The organism is Amycolatopsis sp. NPDC026612 (assembly GCF_040638285.1).
In the GTDB taxonomy this organism is placed as follows: domain Bacteria; phylum Actinomycetota; class Actinomycetes; order Mycobacteriales; family Pseudonocardiaceae; genus Amycolatopsis.
The window spans coordinates 62636-80736 of sequence record NZ_JBEZYB010000024.1 but is presented as its reverse complement, the minus strand read 5'-3'; the positions used below and the strand labels follow the sequence as shown (position 1 = coordinate 80736).

General features: G+C 74.5%; 3 protein-coding genes. All 3 read left to right on the top strand.

Going from position 1 to position 18101, the window contains the following annotated elements:
- Positions 1 to 5 precede the first annotated feature (5 nt).
- The 3 genes from AB0F15_RS22645 to AB0F15_RS22635 are packed head-to-tail and all read left to right on the top strand — an operon-like array spanning position 6 to position 18060.
- Positions 6 to 6299, top strand: a complete 6294-nt coding sequence (locus AB0F15_RS22645) for an amino acid adenylation domain-containing protein (RefSeq protein ID WP_360273474.1) — start codon at positions 6 to 8, stop codon at positions 6297 to 6299.
- Positions 6296 to 16774, top strand: coding sequence for an amino acid adenylation domain-containing protein (locus tag AB0F15_RS22640; protein WP_360273471.1), 10479 nt, complete (start codon positions 6296 to 6298; stop codon positions 16772 to 16774). The genes AB0F15_RS22645 and AB0F15_RS22640 overlap by 4 nt, the downstream gene beginning before the upstream one ends.
- Positions 16771 to 18060 (top strand): MFS transporter, encoded by a 1290-nt coding sequence (locus AB0F15_RS22635; protein ID WP_360273468.1) that lies wholly within the window; start codon positions 16771 to 16773, stop codon positions 18058 to 18060. The genes AB0F15_RS22640 and AB0F15_RS22635 overlap by 4 nt, the downstream gene beginning before the upstream one ends.
- The last annotated feature ends 41 nt before the right edge of the window (positions 18061 to 18101 follow it).

Here is an 18101-nt window from a genome sequence, read left to right as displayed (position 1 = left end):
GTTCCGTGTTTCCTCTGTCATTCGCGCAGCAACGGTTGTGGTTCCTCGATGAGCTCGAAGGGCCGAGTTCGACGTACACCGTGACGCTGTCGGTCCGGCTGCGGGGGCCGGTCGGCCGCGGGGCGCTCGCCGCGGCCTTCGACGACGTCGCCGAGCGGCACGAGCCGCTGCGGACCGTGTTCCCGGCGGAGGACGGTGTCCCCCGCCAGCACGTGCGGTCCGGGGTGTCGGTTCCGGTGTCCTTTGTGGATACCGAGGACGTCGAGGCCGGTCTCGCGGCCGCCGCCAAGCACGTCTTCGACCTGGCGGCGGAACTGCCGGTGCGCGCCTGGCTCTTCTCGGCGACGGCGGCGGACCACGCGCTGCTGATCAGCGTGCACCACATCGCCTGCGACGGCTGGTCGCTCGACCCGCTGCTGCGCGACCTCGGCACCGCCTACGCGGCGCGGCTGGCCGGCGCGGCGCCGCAGTGGGCCCCGCTCCCGGTCCGGTACCGGGACTACACGCTGTGGCAACGGGAACTGCTCAGCCGGGAGGACGACGACCAGAGCACCATCGCGACCCAGCTGGCGTTCTGGCGGGAGACGCTCGCCGGGCTGCCGGCCGAGCTGGCGCTGCCGCTGGACCGGCCGCGGCCGGCCACGGCGGCCCACGCCGGCGGCACCGTCGCGGAGCCGATCCCGCCCGCGCTGCTCGACGCGCTGACGGCCCTCGCCGAGGAGCACGAGGTCACGCTGTTCATGGTGCTGCAGGCGGCGGTGGCCGTGCTCTACACCCGGCTCGGGATGGGCACCGACATCCCGCTCGGCACGCCGGTCGCCGGCCGCACCGACGACGCGCTCGACGAGCTGGTCGGCTTCTTCGTCAACACGCTGGTGCTGCGGACCAGCACCGCGGGCAACCCGTCGTTCCGCACCCTGCTGGAGCGCGTGCGCGAGACCGACCTGGCCGCGTTCGCCCACCAGGAACTGCCCTTCGAACGGCTCGTGGAGGTCCTCAACCCCGCGCGCTCGAGCGCGCGGCATCCGCTGTTCCAGACCATGCTCACCCTGCAGAACACCGCCCCCGTCGAGCCCCGCTTCGCCGGGCTGACCGCGACCCTGGAGCACCGCGACGCGGGCACGGCGAAGTTCGATCTGCACTTCGAAGTGAAGCCGGCCCCCGCCGGCGACCGCGGGCTCGTCCTCTCGGCCGACTACGCGAGCGCGCTGTTCGACGCGGAAACCGTGCGGGCCCTGGTGCGCCGGCTGCTGCTCGTCCTGCGGCAGGCGTGCGCGGACCCGGCGCGGCCGCTCGACCGCGTCGACGTCCTGCTGCCCGGCGAACACCACGAACTCGTCGTCGCCTACAACGACGTCGCCGCCACCGAGGCGCCCGCCGCCCTCGGCGAGCTGTTCGAGCGGCAGGCACGGCGGACGCCGGAAGCCACCGCCGTGGTGTGCGGGGCGGAGGAGCTGACCTACCGGGAGCTGGCGGCCCGCGCCGCCGGGTTCGCCGGCGCACTGGCCGGCGCCGGGGCGACCGGATCGGTCGCGGTGCTCCTGCGCCGCGGGGCCGACCAGGTCGCCGTGCTGCTCGCACTGGCCCGGCTCGGCGCGGTCTACGTTCCGCTGACCGCCGGCTTCCCGGCCGGGCGGACGGCCGCCTTCCTGGCCGCCACGGACGCGCGGGTGCTGGTCACCGACGCCGCGCACCGGTCGGACGAGACGGTCGCGCACTTCCCCGGAGCCGTGTTGTACGCCGAGGACTTGCCCCGGACCGGATCGGCGCCCGCGCCGGCCGTCCACCCCGGCTCGCTCGCGTACGTGATGTTCACGTCGGGTTCGACCGGCCGCCCGAAGGGGGTGGCGGTTTCCCACGCCAACGTCGCCGCCCTCGTCCGGGAACGCTGCTGGGCCGGCGGGAACCACCGCCGGGTGCTGCACCACTCGGCACTGGGGTTCGACGCGACCGTGTACGAGGCCTGGGTGCCGCTGCTGTCCGGCGGGACCATGGTGATCGTGCCGGACGCGCGGGTCGGCACCGCGACGCTGGCCCGGGCGATCGTCGAAGGCGGGGCCACCGCGGCGTACCTGACGACAGCGCTGTTCGCCGCGATGGCGCAGAGCGAGCCGGCCGCGCTGCGGCACCTGCGCGAGATCTGGACCGGCGGTGACGTCCTGCCGGCGGCATCGCTGCGGCAGGTGCTGGACGCGTGCCCGGAGCTGACCGTCGCGCACGTGTACGGGCCCACCGAGACGACGGTGTTCTGCAGCCACGAGACCTTCGGCCCCGGACGCCCGTTCGCCGGGAACCTGTCCCTCGGCCGCCCGATGGCCGGCACCGGGATGTACGTGCTGGACGACGCGCTCCGGCCGGTCCCGGTCGGCGGCACCGGCGAGCTGTACGTCTCCGGCTCGCACGTCGCCCACGGCTACCTGGGGCAGAGCGGCCTGACCGCGACCCGGTTCGTCGCCTGCCCGTTCGGCACCGGCGAGCGGATGTACCGCACCGGCGACCTCGCGCGCTGGCGCGCCCCGGGCGTGCCGGAGTTCGCCGGGCGGGTCGACGGGCAGGTCAAGATCCGCGGCTTCCGCATCGAAACCGCCGAGGTCGAACGCGCGCTGACGGCCTGCACCGGAGCGCAGGCCGTGGTGGTGGCCCGGGAGGACCGGCCCGGCGACAAGCGGCTGGTGGCCTACCTCGCCACCGGCCGTGCCCCCGACCGGCGGGCCCTGCGCGAGGAACTCACCACGATGCTGCCGGAGTACATGATCCCGGCCGCCGTCGTGGTGCTGGACCGGCTGCCCCGCACCGGCAACGGCAAGCTGGACCGGGCGGCCCTGCCCGCGCCGGAGTTCCACGGCGAAGGCGGCCGCGACCCGCGCACGGTCCGGGAAGAGCTCCTGTGCGGCTTGTTCGCCGAGGTGCTCGGCGCGTCCGCGGTGGGTCCCGACGACGACTTCTTCGCTCTCGGCGGGCATTCCCTGCTGGCGACCCGGCTGATCAGCCGGGTCCGCACGGTGCTCGACGCGGAGCTGGGCATCCGCGACCTGTTCGCCGCACCGACCCCGGCCGGGATCGACCGGCGGCTCGGCGGCCCCGGCCCGCGGCGCCCGCCGGTGGTGCCGTCGGACCGGCCCGGGCCGCTGCCCCTGTCCTACGCCCAGCAACGGCTGTGGTTCCAGCACGAGCTGGAGGGGGCGAGCGCGACCTACAACATCCCGCTGGCCCTGTGGCTCTCGGGCGAACTGGACCGGGACGCGCTGCGGCTCGCCGTGGCGGACCTGCTGGAGCGCCACGAAACCCTGCGCACGGTGTTCCCCGCCCGGGACGGTGTGCCGTTCCAGCGAGTGGTGGACCGGCCGCCGGTGCCGCTCACCTTCGAGGACGTCCCGGGCATCGGGGACGGCGAACTGGACGGGCGGCTCGCGGCCGCCTCCCGGTACGCGTTCGACCCGACCGGTGAGGTTCCGCTGCGGATCCACGCGTTCAGCACGTCGGCCCGGCGGCACGTCGTGCTCGTCCTGGTGCACCACATCGCCTGCGACGGCTGGTCGCTGCGGCCGCTGCTGGCCGACCTGAGCACCGCCTACACCGCCCGGCGGGGCGGCCAGGCTCCACAGTGGACACCGCTGGGCCTGCGGTACGCCGACTACACCTGGTGGCAGCGGGATCTGCTGGGCGCGGAGGACGAGCCGGGCAGCCTGCTCGCCGAGCAGTCCGCGTACTGGACGAAGGCGCTGGCCGGTCTGCCCGGGGAACTGGTCCTGCCCACCGACCGGCCCCGGCCCGCGGTGCTGTCCCACCGCGGCGACGTGGTGACGTGCGAGATCGACGCCGCCCTGCACCGGAAACTCGGGGAGCTGGGCCGGGCCCACGGCGCCACCCTCTTCATGGTCCTCCAGACCGCCCTCGCTGTCCTCTACACCAAACTCGGCGCCGGCACCGACATCCCCCTCGGCACCCCCATCGCCGGCCGCACCGACGAAGCCCTCGACGACCTCGTCGGGTTCTTCGTCAACACGCTCGTCCTCCGCACCGACACCACCGGCAACCCCACCTTCACCGAACTGCTCACCCAGGTCCGCGAAACCGACCTCGCCGCCTACGACCACCAGGACCTGCCCTTCGAACGGCTCGTGGAGCTCCTCAACCCCGAACGCTCCACGACCCGGCACCCCGTCTTCCAGACGATGCTCGTCCTCCAGAACGCCACCCCCGCCGGCTTCTCCTTCGCCGGGCTCGAGACCACGCTGGAGTCCCGCGACGCGGGCACGGCGAAGTTCGACCTCACCTTCGCGGCCGCCGAGACCGCCTCGGGGGCGCTGGCGCTGACCGTGGAGTACAGCACCGACCTGTTCGACCGGGCGACGGCCGAACAGCTCGGCCACCGGCTCGTGCGGGTGCTCGCCTCCGCCGCCGAGGACCCCGCCCGCCGCCTGGCCGACCTCGACGTCCTCGGCCGGGCCGAACGCGAAACCGTGCTGCGCGGCTGGAACGACACGGGCACGCCCCACGCGGCCACCACGGTGGACCGGCTCTTCGCGGAGCAGGCCGCCCGGACCCCGGCGGCCACCGCGCTCGTCTTCGGCGATCGGACGATGGGGTACGCCGAGCTCGACGGCCGGGTGAACCGGCTCGCCCACCACCTCGTGGCCCGGGGCGCCGGCCGCGGCCGGATCACCGCGATCCACCTCGAGCGCGGCCCGGACCTGGTGGTGGCGCTGCTCGCCGTCCTCAAGGCCGGCGGCGCGTACACCCTGCTCGACCCGGACCACCCGCCCGCGGCGACCCGGGCGGTGCTGGCCGAGGTCGGCAGCGCGGTCGTGGTCGGCCGGTCGGCGGCGGCCGCGCGGATCCGGGACGACGGGCTCACCGTGGTCTGCCTCGACGAGGAGGCGACGGCGATCGCGGCCCGGCCGGACACCCCGCCACCGCCCACCGCCGGCCCGGACGACCTGGCCTGCGTCATGTTCACCTCCGGCTCGACCGGCCGCCCCAAGGGCGTCGCCACCCCGCACCGGGCGCTGGCCGGCACCATGGTGGGCCAGGACTTCGCCGGCTTCGGCGTCGACGAGGTCGTCCTGCAGTGCTCGCCGATCTCGTGGGACGCGTTCGCGCTGGAACTGTTCGGCGCGCTCCTGCACGGGGCGGCGTGCGTGCTCCAGCCGGGTCAGCGCACCGAGCCGGCGGTGATCGCCGAGCTGACCGCCCGGCACCGGATCACGACGATGTACCTGTCGTCGAGCCTGTTCAACCTCATGCTCGACGAGTACCCCGAGACCTTCCGCGCGGTGCGGCAGGTGATGACCGGCGGCGAGGCGCTGTCGGTGCCCTACATCGCGAAGGCGATGGCCGCGTACCCGGGGCTGCGGATCGTCAACGGCTACAGCCCGCTGGAGAACACGATCTTCACCGTCTGCCACACCGTGACGCCCGAAGACCTCGCACGACCGTCGATCCCGGTCGGCCGGCCGATCGCCGGCAAGTCGGTCTACGTGCTCGACCCGATGCTCCGGCCGGTGGCGCCCGGGGCACCCGGTGAGCTGTACATGGCCGGGCTGGGCCTGGCCCGCGGCTACCACGGCCGCGCCGCGCTCACCGCCGGCCGGTTCGTCGCGTGCCCGTTCGGCCCGGCCGGCGCCAGGATGTACCGCACCGGCGATCTCGTGCGCTGGGCCGCCGACGGCAGGCTGGAGTTCCTCGGCCGGGTCGACGACCAGGTCAAGCTGCGCGGCTTCCGGATCGAGCCCGCCGAGGTCGAACTGGCGCTGACCCGCTGCCCCGGCGTCGGCCGGGCCGCGGTCGTCGTCCGGGAAGACCGGCCGGGTGACAAGCGGCTCGTCGCCTACCTGGTCGCCGACGGCGAGCCGGACGTCGACGGGATCCGCGAGTCGCTGGCCGCCGCCGTGGCGGACCACCTCGTGCCCGCCGCGTTCGTCGTGCTCGACGCGCTGCCGATCACGGCCAACGGCAAGCTCGACCGCCGGGCGCTGCCCGCGCCCGACTACGCGGCGGACGCCGGCGGCCGCGAGCCGCGGACCCCGCAGGAGGAAGTCCTCTGTGGACTGTTCGCCGAAGTGCTCGGGCTGCCCGGGGTCGGCATCGACGGCCACTTCTTCAAGCTGGGCGGGCATTCGCTGCTGGCGACCCGCCTGATCAGCCGGGTCCGCACGGCACTGGGAGTCGAATTGAGCATCCGGGACCTGTTCGCCCACCCCACGGTCGCCGGGATCGTGCCGTTGCTGGCCGGCCTCGGCCGGGCCCGCCCCGCCCTGCGCCGGCGCGTGCTGACCGAGCCGGGTGAGCTGTCGTGACCGGCGCGTCCGCGATCCCGCTGTCCTTCGCCCAGCGGCGCCTCTGGTTCCACGACGAGCTGGAAGGAGCGAGCTCGACCTACACCGTGACCGTTTCCCTCCGGCTCGAAGGGGAGCTGGACCGGACGGCGCTCGAACGGTCGTTCGCGGACGTCTGCGAACGGCACGAAGTGCTGCGCACGGTGTTCCCGGTGACCGGCGGCGTTCCCGCGCAGCGCGTCCTCGAGCCCGCCGCGGCCGCCGTCCCCGTCCACCTCGAGGACGTCGCCGAAGCCGACCTCGAAGAGACGCTCGCCGCCCGCGCCCGGCACGTGTTCGACCTCACCACCGAGCTCCCGCTGCGGGTGTCGTTGCTCGCGCTCGGCCCGGCCGTGCACGTCCTGCTGGTCGTCGTCCACCACATCGCCTGCGACGGCTGGTCGCTCGGACCGCTGCTGCGGGACCTGGCGACCGCCTACCGGGCCCGCTGCGCCGGCGGGGCGCCGGCGTGGCCACCGCTTCCCGTGCAGTACGCGGACTACACCGTGTGGCAACGCGACCTGCTCGGCGGCGAAGACGACCCGGACAGCGTCCTGTCCGCCCAGCTGGACTTCTGGCGCGAACAGCTGCGACACCTGCCCGAGGAGATCCGCCTGCCGCGCGACCGGCCGCGGCCCGCCGTCGCCTCGTTCCGCGGTGACGTCGTCCCGATCGCCCTCGGCGCCGCCCTCCACCGCGGGTTGCTGGCCCGGGCCGCGGCCCGGGACGCGACCGTGTTCATGGTGCTGCAGGCCGCGCTGGCGGCTCTGTACACCAAGCTCGGTGCGGGCACCGACATCCCGCTCGGGGCGGCACTGGCCGGCCGGACCGACGAGGCGCTCGAAGACCTCGTCGGGTTCTTCGTCAACACCGTCGTGCTGCGCACGAGCACCGCGGGGAACCCGGCGTTCGAGGAACTGCTCGACCGCGTCCGGGAGACGAACCTGGCCGCGCACGCCCACCAGGACGTCCCGTTCGAGCGGCTGGTCGAGGTGCTCAACCCGGCCCGGTCCGCGGCGCGCCACCCGCTGTTCCAGACCCTGCTCACGCTGCAGAACACCGGCGGGGCCGCGGCGGAGCTGCCCGGACTGGCGGTCACCGCCCTCCCGGTGGCGGTGCCGGTGGCGAAGTTCGACCTCACGATCGCGTTCGCCGAAGTCACCGGGGCCGACGGCACGCCGCTGGGCATCGAGGGCGGCATCGAGTACGCCACCGACCTGTTCGACCGCGCCACCGTCGTCACCCTGCTCGGCCGGCTCGTGCGCCTGCTGGAGCAGGTCGTCGCCGACCCGGGGACACGGCTGGACCGGCTCGACCTGTTCGACGGCCCGGAACGCGCGGCCCTGCTGACGGCCTACAACGACACCCCGCCCGGCCCGCCGGTGCGGCTGGGCCTCGGTGAGGCGTTCGACCGGCAGGTGGCGGCCACCCCGGACGCGATCGCGCTGCACCACGAGCAGACCCAGCTGACCTACGCCGAGACCGGCGCGCGCACCGACCGGCTGGCCCGGCACCTGCGCACCCTCGGCGCCGGGCCCGGCCGGTGCGTCGCGCTCGCCGTGCCGCGCTCGCCCGACGCGGTGATCGCCCTGCTCGCCGTCATCAAGACCGGGGCGGCGTACGTGCCCCTCAGCCTGGGCGACCCCGCGGCCCGGCTGGCCCACGTGCTGGCGGTGACCACGCCCCGGGTGATCGTGACCACCTCGGCCGCCGCCGTGCTGCTGCCGCCGGCCACGGTGCCGAAGTGCGTCCTGGACGACGTCGTGCTGCCCGCCGAGGGTCCCGCCCCCGGTGCCGCCACGGTCGCCGTACCCCCCGCGGCCCCCGCCTACGTCATGTTCACCTCCGGCTCCACGGGACGGCCCAAGGGCGTCGCGGTGACCCACGCCAACGTCCTGTCCCTGGCCGGGGACCCGGGCTGGGACGGCGGCCACCACGACCGGGTGCTGCACTACTCGGTGCAGGGTTTCGACGCCTGCGTCTACGAGATCTGGGTGCCGCTGCTGCGCGGCGGGACCGTGGTGATCGCGCCCGACTGCCGGGTCGACACCGACCTGCTGGCCCGGACGATCCGGGCGGGCGCGCCGTCGGCCGTGTACCTGACGACCGCCCTGTTCGCCGCGATGGCCCAGGACGAACCCGCGGCGCTCGGCCGGTTGCGCGAAGTGTGGACCGGCGGTGACGTCCTGGCGCCCGCGGTGCTGGCGCGGGCGCTGCGGGAGTGTCCGGAGCTGACGGTCACGCACGTGTACGGGCCGACCGAGACGACGGTCTTCTGCAGCTACGAGACGTTCGGCCCGGACCGCCCGCTCGACGGCGGCCTGTCGCTCGGGCGGCCGATGGCCGGCACGGCGATGTACCTGCTGGACGAGCACCTGCGGCCGGTCCCCGTCGGAGCAGCCGGCGAGCTCTACGTCTCGGGCGCCCACGTGGCCCAGGGCTACGTGGGCCAAGGCGGCCTGACCGCCACCCGCTTCGTCGCCTGCCCGTTCGGCCCGGGCCGGATGTACCGCACCGGGGACCTGGCCCGGTGGCGCGCCGAAGGCGTGCTGGAGTTCCTCGGCCGGGTGGACGGCCAGGTGAAGCTGCGCGGGTTCCGGATCGAGACCGGCGAAGTCGAGCGGGCGCTCACCGCGTGCCCGGGCGTCGGCCAGGCCGCGGTGGTCGTGCGCGAGGACCGGCCGGGCGACAAGCGGCTGGTGGCCTACCTCGTCGCCGCGTCCGGGCTCGACCTCACCGCGGTCCGGGACCGGATCACCGAGGTGCTGCCCGGGTACATGGTGCCGTCGGCCTTCGTCGTGGTGGCCGCCCTGCCGCGGACCGGCAACGGGAAGCTGGACCGGGCGGCCCTGCCCGCCCCGGAGGTCCGGGGCGGGGGCCGGGCCCCGCGCACGGCCCGGGAAGAGCTCCTGTGCGGCCTGTTCACCGAGGTGCTCGGGGTGCCCGGCGTGGGTCCCGACGACGACTTCTTCGCCCTCGGCGGGCATTCCCTGCTGGCGACCCGGCTGATCAGCCGCATCCGCACGGTGCTCGACGCGGAACTGGGCATCCGCGACCTGTTCACCGCGCCGACCCCCGCCGGGATCGCCCGCCGGCTCGACCGGGGCCGGGCCGCCCGGCCGAAACCGCGGGCCCGGCCTCGGCCCGCGCGGCTGCCGCTGTCCCCCGCCCAGCAGCGGCTGTACTTCCTGGACGAGTGGGAGGACGCGAGCGGGGCCTACAACGTCGCGACGGCCCTGCGGATCTCCGGCGAGTTCGACGCCGGCGCCGTGGTCGCGGCGATCCACGACGTCGTCGACCGGCACGAGGTGCTGCGGACCGTCATCGACCACGACGGCCCCGGCCAGGTCGTGCTGAGCGCCGGCACGGCGGTCCCGGTGACCGTGCGGAGCGTCGCGGCGGCCGGGATCGACGCGGCGGTGGCCGCCGTGACGAACCCGGCGTTCACCCTGACCGGCGAAATCCCGGTCCGTGCGGCGGTGTTCGCCGTCTCGCCGGCCGACCACGTGCTGGTGCTCGTGGTGCACCACATCGCCTGCGACGGCTGGTCGATGGGGCCGCTGCTGGCCGACCTGGCCACGGCCTACCGCGCGCGCCGGGCCGGTGCCGCGCCACAGTGGACACCGCTGCCGGTGCAGTACGCGGACTACACGCTGTGGCAGCAGGAACTGCTCGGCGCCGAGGACGATCCCACCAGTGTCCTCAGTGGACAGATCGCCTTCTGGACGGCGGCGCTGGACGGGCTGCCGGCCGAGCTGGCCCTGCCCCGCGACCGGCCGCGCCCGGCGACGTCGACGTCCGGCGGCGCGGTGCTCCCGGTCGAGATCGACGCTTCGCTGCACCAGGGCCTCCTGGAGCTGGGCCGGGCCCACGGCGCCACCCTCTTCATGGTCCTGCAGACCGCTCTCGCTGTCCTCTACACGAAACTCGGCGCCGGGAACGACATCCCCCTCGGCTCGCCCATCGCCGGGCGGACCGACGAAGCCCTCGACGACCTCGTCGGCTTCTTCGTCAACACCCTCGTCCTGCGCACCGACACCGCCGGCAATCCCACCTTCACCGAGCTACTGCACCGGGTGCGGGAAACCGACCTCGCCGCCTACGACCACCAAGACGTCCCCTTCGAAAAGCTCGTCGAACTCCTCAACCCCGAACGCTCCACCGCGCGGCACCCCCTCTTCCAGACCATGCTGGTGCTCCAGAACACCAGCCCCGCCGACTTCTCCTTCGCCGGCGGGGAAACCGAACTGCTGCCGCTGCCCGCCCAGACGGCCAAGTTCGACCTGTCACTGGCCTTCGCGGAGACGCTCGACGGCGACGGCAAGCCGGCCGGCCTCAGCGGCGGCGTCGAATACGCCACCGGGCTGTTCGACCGGGCCACCGTCGAAGCGATCTTCGCGCGATTCCTGCGGGTGCTGGCCCAGGCCGTCGACCGGCCGCGGACCACCGTCGGCGAGTTCGACGTGCTGAGCGCGGACGAGCGCCGGATCCTGCTGCTGGAGAACAACGACACCGCGGCGGACTTCCCCGACGTGACCCTGCCGGAGGTGTTCGAGGACCGGGCCGCCCGGATGCCGGACGCGGTCGCGCTGGTCTTCCGGGACACCGTGCTGACCTATGCCGAGCTCAACGGCCGGGCCAACCGGCTGGCGCGCCACCTGGTGGCCCAGGGCGCCGGCCCCGAACAGCCGGTCGCGCTGGCGCTGCCCCGCTCGGCCGAGACGGTCGTCGCCCTGCTGGCGATCCTCAAGGCCGGCGCGGTCTACCTGCCGGTCGACCCGGACCTGCCGCCGGACCGGCTCACCTACCTGCTGACCGACGCGAACCCGCTGCTGATGCTGGAAAAGCCGGTCGGCGAAGAGGTCCTCGCCCGGTACCCCGCCACGAACCTGGCCGATACGGACCGGACGGCCCCGCTGCGGCCGTCGAACGGCGCCTACATCATCTACACCTCCGGCTCGACGGGACGGCCCAAGGGTGTCCTGGTGGAGCACCGGGCCCTGACCAACCTGCTGCTCAACCACCGCGGCGGCCACGTCGTCGGCGACCCGGGACAGCGGCTGCGGGTCGGCCTGAGCGCCGTCTTCCCGTTCGACACCTCGCTGGAGGGCCCGCTGCTCATGGCCGAGGGCCACGAACTGCACGTGCTCGACGACGAAACCCGCCAGGACCCCCGCGCGACCATCGACTACGTGGAACGCAACCGGATGGACCTGCTGCACACCACCCCGTCCTACGCGCAGCAGCTCGTCACGGCCGGGCTGCTGGCCGGCACCGGGCCCCGGCGGAAGATCGGGCTCAGCGCGAAGTTCTCCTTCGACACCTCGCTCGAAGGCCCGCTGCTCATGGTCGAAGGGCACGAACTGCACCTGCTCGACGACGAAACCCGGCGGGACCCGCGGGCCATGGTCGACTACGTGGACCGCCACGGCGTCGACTTCCTCGACCTCACCCCGACGTACGCGCAGCAGCTGATCACGGCCGGGCTGCTGACCGGGGGACGGCACCACCCCCGGATCCTGATGCTCGGTGGCGAAGCCGTGCCGCAGGCGCTGTGGGACGCGGTCGCCGAGGCCCCCGGCGTCACCGGTTACAACGTCTACGGCCCGACCGAGTGCACGGTCGACGCCCTGTCCCGGCGCATCGACGGCGGGGGCCGCCCGTCGCTGGGGCTGCCGCTGCGCAACCTGCGGGTTTACGTGCTCGACGACGACCTCCGTCCGGTGCCGCCCGGTGTGCCCGGCGAGCTGTACCTGGCCGGCCGTCAGCTCGCGCGCGGTTACGCCGGCAAGGCGGCGCTCACCGCGTCGAGGTTCGTGGCCTGCCCGTTCGGCGCGGCCGGGACCAGGATGTACCGCACCGGCGACCTAGTCCGCTGGCTGCCGGACGCGACGCTCGAGTACCTCGGCCGCACCGACCACCAGGTCAAGGTGCGCGGCTTCCGGATCGAGCCGGGCGAGATCGAGCACGTCCTCGGCGAACAGCCCGGCGTCGCCGAGACGGTGGTGGTCGTCCGGGAGGACCGGCCCGGGGACCGGCGCCTGGTCGCCTACGTCGTCGCCGAGGACGGCGCGGACCTCGACCCGGCGGCCCTGCGGCGCACCCTGTCGGCGTCGTTGCCGGACTACCTCGTACCGTCGGCCTTCCAGCAGCTCGACGCGCTTCCGCTGACGGCGCACGGGAAACTGGACCGGCGGGCACTGCCGGCGCCGGACTACGGGACGGCCGCGGGAGCCCGGGAAGCCCGTTCACCGCGGGAGGAGATCGTCCGCGGGTTGTTCGCCGAGGTGCTCGGCCTGGCCGCGGTCGGCACCGAGGCCGACTTCTTCGCCCTCGGCGGGCATTCGCTGCTGGCCACCCGGCTGATCAGCCGGATCCGCACGGTGCTCGGCGTGGAACTGGGCCTGCGGGACCTGTTCGCGGCGCCCACCCCGGCGGGCCTCGACCGGCGGCTCGGCGAAAGCGCGGCCGCCCGGCCGCCGCTGCGGCCGCTCCCCCGGCCCGGACGGCTGCCCCTGTCCCCCGCGCAGCAGCGGTTGTGGTTCCTGACCGAGCTCGACGGGCCGGACGCGGGCTACACCATCTCGACGGCGCTGCGGCTGACCGGCGAGTTCGACCCGGCGGCCCTGTGCGCGGCGCTCGACGACGTCGTCGACCGGCACGAAGTGCTGCGCACGGTCTTCGTGGCCGACGACGGCAGCCCGCGCCAGGAGGTGACGGCGCTCGGCGCGGACGTGCGGGTGCTCGACGTGTCCGCCGAAGACGTCGGCGCCCGGGTGGCGGGCGCGGTCCGCGCCCGGTTCGACCTGGCCTCGGAGATCCCCCTGCGCGCCTGGGTGTTCGCCGTTTCGCCGGTCGAGCACGTCCTGGTGCTGCTCGTGCACCACATCGCGTGCGACGGCTGGTCGATGGGCCCGCTGCTGGGCGACTTGGCCGAGGCCTACGGCGCCCGCTCGGCCGGCCGGCCTCCCCAGTGGACGCCGTTGCCGGTGCAGTACGCGGACTACACGCTGTGGCAGCGCGAACTGCTGGGCTCAGCGCACGATCCGGCCAGCGTCGTCGCCGGGCAGGTCGAGTTCTGGACGCGGACCCTGGCGGACCTCCCGGCGGAGCTGGCCCTGCCGCTCGACCGGCCCCGGACGTCGCCGCGGTCCCCCCGCGGCGGAGTGCTGCCGGTGGCCTTGGACGCGGCGCTGCATGAGGAACTGCTCGCACTGGCCCGCGCCCAGGGCGCGACGCTGTTCATGGTGCTGCAGGCCGCCCTCGCGGCGCTGTTGACCAAGCTGGGGGCCGGCACCGACATTCCCCTCGGCACCCCCGTCGCCGGCCGCACCGACGAAGCCCTCGACCACCTCGTCGGCTTCTTCGTCAACACCCTTGTCCTCCGCACCGACACCGCAGGAGACCCGACCTTCACCGAACTGCTGCACCGCGTCCGGGAAACCGACCTCGCCGCCTACGACCACCAAGACGTCCCCTTCGAAAAGCTCGTCGAACTCCTCAACCCCGAACGCTCCACCGCCCGCCACCCCCTCTTCCAGACCATGCTGGTGCTCCAGAACACCGACGCCGGCGAGCTGGCCTTCCCCGGCGTCGAAGCCACCCCGCTCCCCCTGCCCGCCGAGACCTCGGCGTTCGACCTCTCGCTGGCGTTCGCCGAGAACCGCGACGCCGACGGCCGGGCGGCCGGGATCACCGGCGGCATCGAGTACGCGGCGGACCTGTTCGACCGCGGCACCGTCCAGGCCGTGGCCGACCGCTTCCGCCGGGTGCTGGAGCAGGTCGTGCGCCGCCCTTCGGTCACGGTGTCGCGGCTGGACGTGCTCAGCGCGGCGGAACGCCACGACCTGCTGGTGGACCGCGCCGGCACCGGCACCGCGTTCGCCGGGCTGACGTTCGCCGAGACCTTCGAGCGCCAGGCGGCCCGCACGCCGGAGGCGGTCGCGCTCGTCTTCCGGGACACCGCCGTCACGTTCGGGGAACTGAACGCGCGGGCCAACCGGCTGGCCCGGTACCTGGCCGGCCGGGGCGCCGGCCCGGAAGCGGTCGTCGCGCTGGTCCTGCCCCGGTCGGCCGAAGTCGTCGTCGCGGTGCTCGCGATCTTCAAGGCCGGCGCGGTCTACCTGCCGGTGGACCCGGACCTGCCGCCGGACCGCCGCGCCTTCATGCTGCGCGACGCCCGCCCGGCCGTGGTCCTGGACCGCCCGGTCGACGAGGCGGACCTGGCCGGGCTGTCGCCGGCCGACCTGACCGACGGCGACCGGACGGCCCCGCTGCACCCGGCGCACGGCGCCTACCTCTGCTACACCTCCGGTTCGACCGGCCGCCCCAAGGGCGTCCTGATCGAGCAGCGGGCGCTGGCCAACCTGCTGGCCAACCACCTCGGCGGGCACGTCGTCGGCGGCAAGGACCGGCGGCTGCGGGCCGGGCTCAGCGCCGCCTTCTCCTTCGACACCTCGTTCGAGGGCCTGATCCTGCTGGCCGAGGGCCACGAGCTCCACCTGCTCGACGACGACACCCGCCACGATCCCGACGTGCTGGTGGACTACGTCGCCCGGCACGCGCTGGACATCCTGGACCTCACCCCGTCGTTCGCGCGGCAGCTGCTCACCGCCGGGCTGCTGGGCGAAGGCCACCACCGGCCGGGGATCGTGCTGCTGGGCGGCGAGGCGGCGCCGCCGTCGTTGTGGGAGGAGATCGCGCGCACCTCCGGTGTCACCGGGTACAACATCTACGGCCCCACCGAGTGCACGGTCGACGCGCTGTCGTGCCGGCTCCGGGCCGCCGAGCCACCGGGGATCGGGCTGCCGCTGCGCAACGTGCGGGCCTACGTCCTCGACGACGCACTGGGCCCGGTGCCGCCCGGCGTCCCCGGGGAGCTCTACCTCGCCGGGGCCCAGCTGGCCCGCGGCTACGCGGGGCGGGCCGCGCTGACCGCGTCGCGGTTCGTCGCGTGCCCGTTCGGCGACCCCGAAGACACAGCAGCGCGCAGCGCTTCCATGGGGGGTGGTGGCCGGGCGACGGGTGAGAGGATGTACCGCACCGGGGACCTGGTCCGGTGGTCACCGTCCGGCACCGTCGAGTACCTCGGCCGGACCGACGACCAGGTCAAGCTCCGCGGGTTCCGCATCGAACCGGGCGAGATCACCGAGGTCCTGCTCGGCAGGCCCGAGGTGGCGCAGGCCGCGGTGGTGCTGCGGGAGGACCACGGCGACCGGCGGCTCGTCGGCTACTTCGTGCCGGTGGGCGAGGCCGATCCGGCCGCGCTCCGGCGCGAGCTGACCGCGGTGCTGCCCGCCTACATGGTGCCGTCGGCGCTGGTCCCGCTGCCCGCACTCCCGCTGACCAGCAGCGGAAAGCTCGACCAGCGGGCCCTGCCGCTGCCGGAGGCACCGGCGGCCGCGACCGGGCGGGAACCACGGACACCGCAGGAGCGGGCGCTGTGCGAGCTGTTCGCCGACGTGCTGGGTCTGCCGCGGGTCGGCGTGGACGACGGCTTCTTCGACCTCGGCGGCCATTCGCTGCTGGCGACGCGGGTGGTGAGCCGGGCCCGCGCGGGCATCGGCCTCGACCTGAGCGTGCGGCTGCTGTTCCAGGAGCCGACCGTGGCCGGGCTGTGCGCCCGGCTCGGCGGCGAGCACGGCGGCCTCGAAACGCTGCTGCCGCTGCGGCCGCGGGGCACCGGCTCCCCGCTCTTCTGCGTCCACCCGGCCATGGGCATGAGCTGGTGCTACGCCGGGCTGCTCCGCCACCTGCACCCCGAGACGCCAGTGTACGGCCTGCAGACACCGGTCCTGACCGATCCGGGGCGCCTGCCCGGCAGCGTCGGGGAAATCGCCGACGAGTACGTCCGGGTGATCCGCGCGGTCCGGCCGCACGGGCCGTACCACCTGCTCGGCTGGTCGTTCGGCGGCGTGGTCGCCCAGGCGATCGCGACCCGGCTCCAGCGGGACGGCGAGACCGTCGGCCTGCTCGCGCTGATGGACGCCTACCCCACGGCATCGGGAACCGCGGATTCGCCGGCCGAGCTGCTCGACGTCCTGCTCGGCGACGTGGACCGCGCCTTCCTGGCCGGCCTGCCGATCGACACCGTCGCCGACGTGGTGACCGCGGCCCGCCGGGGCAACCCGGTGCTCGGGTTCCTCGAACAGCACGAGGTCGAGGCGCTCGCGGCCGCCGCGGCCCGGCACTCGGCCGTGGCCCTCGCCCACGAACCCGCCCGGTTCCACGGCGACGTCCTGCACTTCACGGCCGTCGCGGGCGCCGGCGGAAGCCGCCCGGACGCCGACCGCTGGGCCCGCTACACCGCGGGCGAGGTCGAAGTGCGCGAGCTCGACTGCCACCACCTGGAGATGACCAGACCGGAACCGCTGGCGCTGATCGCCGACGCCGTGCGCGACCGGATCCACCCGCCGGCGCCGATCCCGGCCCCAGCCACGCAGGAAGTGCGGAGATGACGAATACGGTGCGGAGCGGCGAACAGAACACGCCGGCGGAGGTGGCCCCGCCGCTGTGGCGGGACCGATCGACCCTGGGCTGGGCCTTCGCGAGAGGCGTGTCCGAGGTCGGTGACGAGATCTGGTTCGTGGCACTGGCCTTCAGCGCCGCCCAGCTCGGCAACGCGGGGCTGGCGGGGCTCGTGCTGGCCTGCGCCACCATCCCGCGGGCCCTGCTGATGCTGGTCGGCGGCGCGCTCACCGACCGGTTCGACGCCCGGCGGATGATGATCTTCTCCGACGTCGCCCGGATCGTGGTGCTCGGCGTCTCGCTGGCCGTCTTCGCCGCGGAAGGCGTCTCGGCGACGTTGCTGATCGCCATCGGGTTCCTCTTCGGCGTCGCGGACGCCTTCTACGGCCCGGCCGCCAGTGCCTTCCCCCGGCAGCTGGTACCCCGCCGGGAACTGGGCAGGCTGGCCGCCCTGCGACAGCTCATCGGCCGGTTCGCCGGGGTGGTCGGTGCCCCGCTCGGCGGTCTGCTCGTCGCCGGCTACGGGCTCGGCGGCGCGATCACGACGAACGCGCTGTCGTTCGCGGTCGTGCTCCTGGTGCTGATCGCGGTGCGCCCGCGCTGGCCGCGGGCGAAGTCCACCGGTGCGTCGGTGCGCGCGGACGTCAAGGACGGGCTCGTCTACCTGAAGCGGACGCCCCGCGTCCGCGATCTGATCATCGCGCTGTCGGGCCTGAACATCTTCGTTTCGCCGGTGCTGTCGATCGGGCTCGCGCTGCACGCGACCCGCAGCGGCTGGGGCGCGACCGGGCTCGGCTGGCTCACCGGCAGCATCGGGGTGGGCGCGGCGCTCGGCACCCTGGTCGCCATGCGCTGGCGGCCGGCCTACCCGGTGCGGACCGCGCTGCTCCTGTTGTTCGTCCAGGCCGCGTCGCTGGCCATGGTCGGGTTCGCGCCCTTCGGGCTGACGCTGGCCGCGATGATTTCGGTCGGGGTGGTGGCCGGGCTGGCGTCGCCGATGCTCTCCGGCGCCTTCCAGGCCACGGTGGACGACGAGTACCAGGGCCGGGCGAGCGCGGTGCTGAGCATCGCCGACGACGGCCTCGCTCCCCTGGCGATGGGCGGCTTCGGCGCGCTCGCCGCGCTGACCGGGCTCGCCACCGCGTCGATCGGCTTCGGCCTGGGCTTCGCGGCTCTGCTGGCCTTCTCGCTCTCCCGTCCCCACGTGCGGGCCATGCGGCTGGACGGCTCGACCGACGCCGAGGGCGCGCCCGGCGCACCGGAAGAGCGGCCGTGAGAACTGCCGCCGTTCTGCCCCAGCAGGCGCCGTCCGCCCGG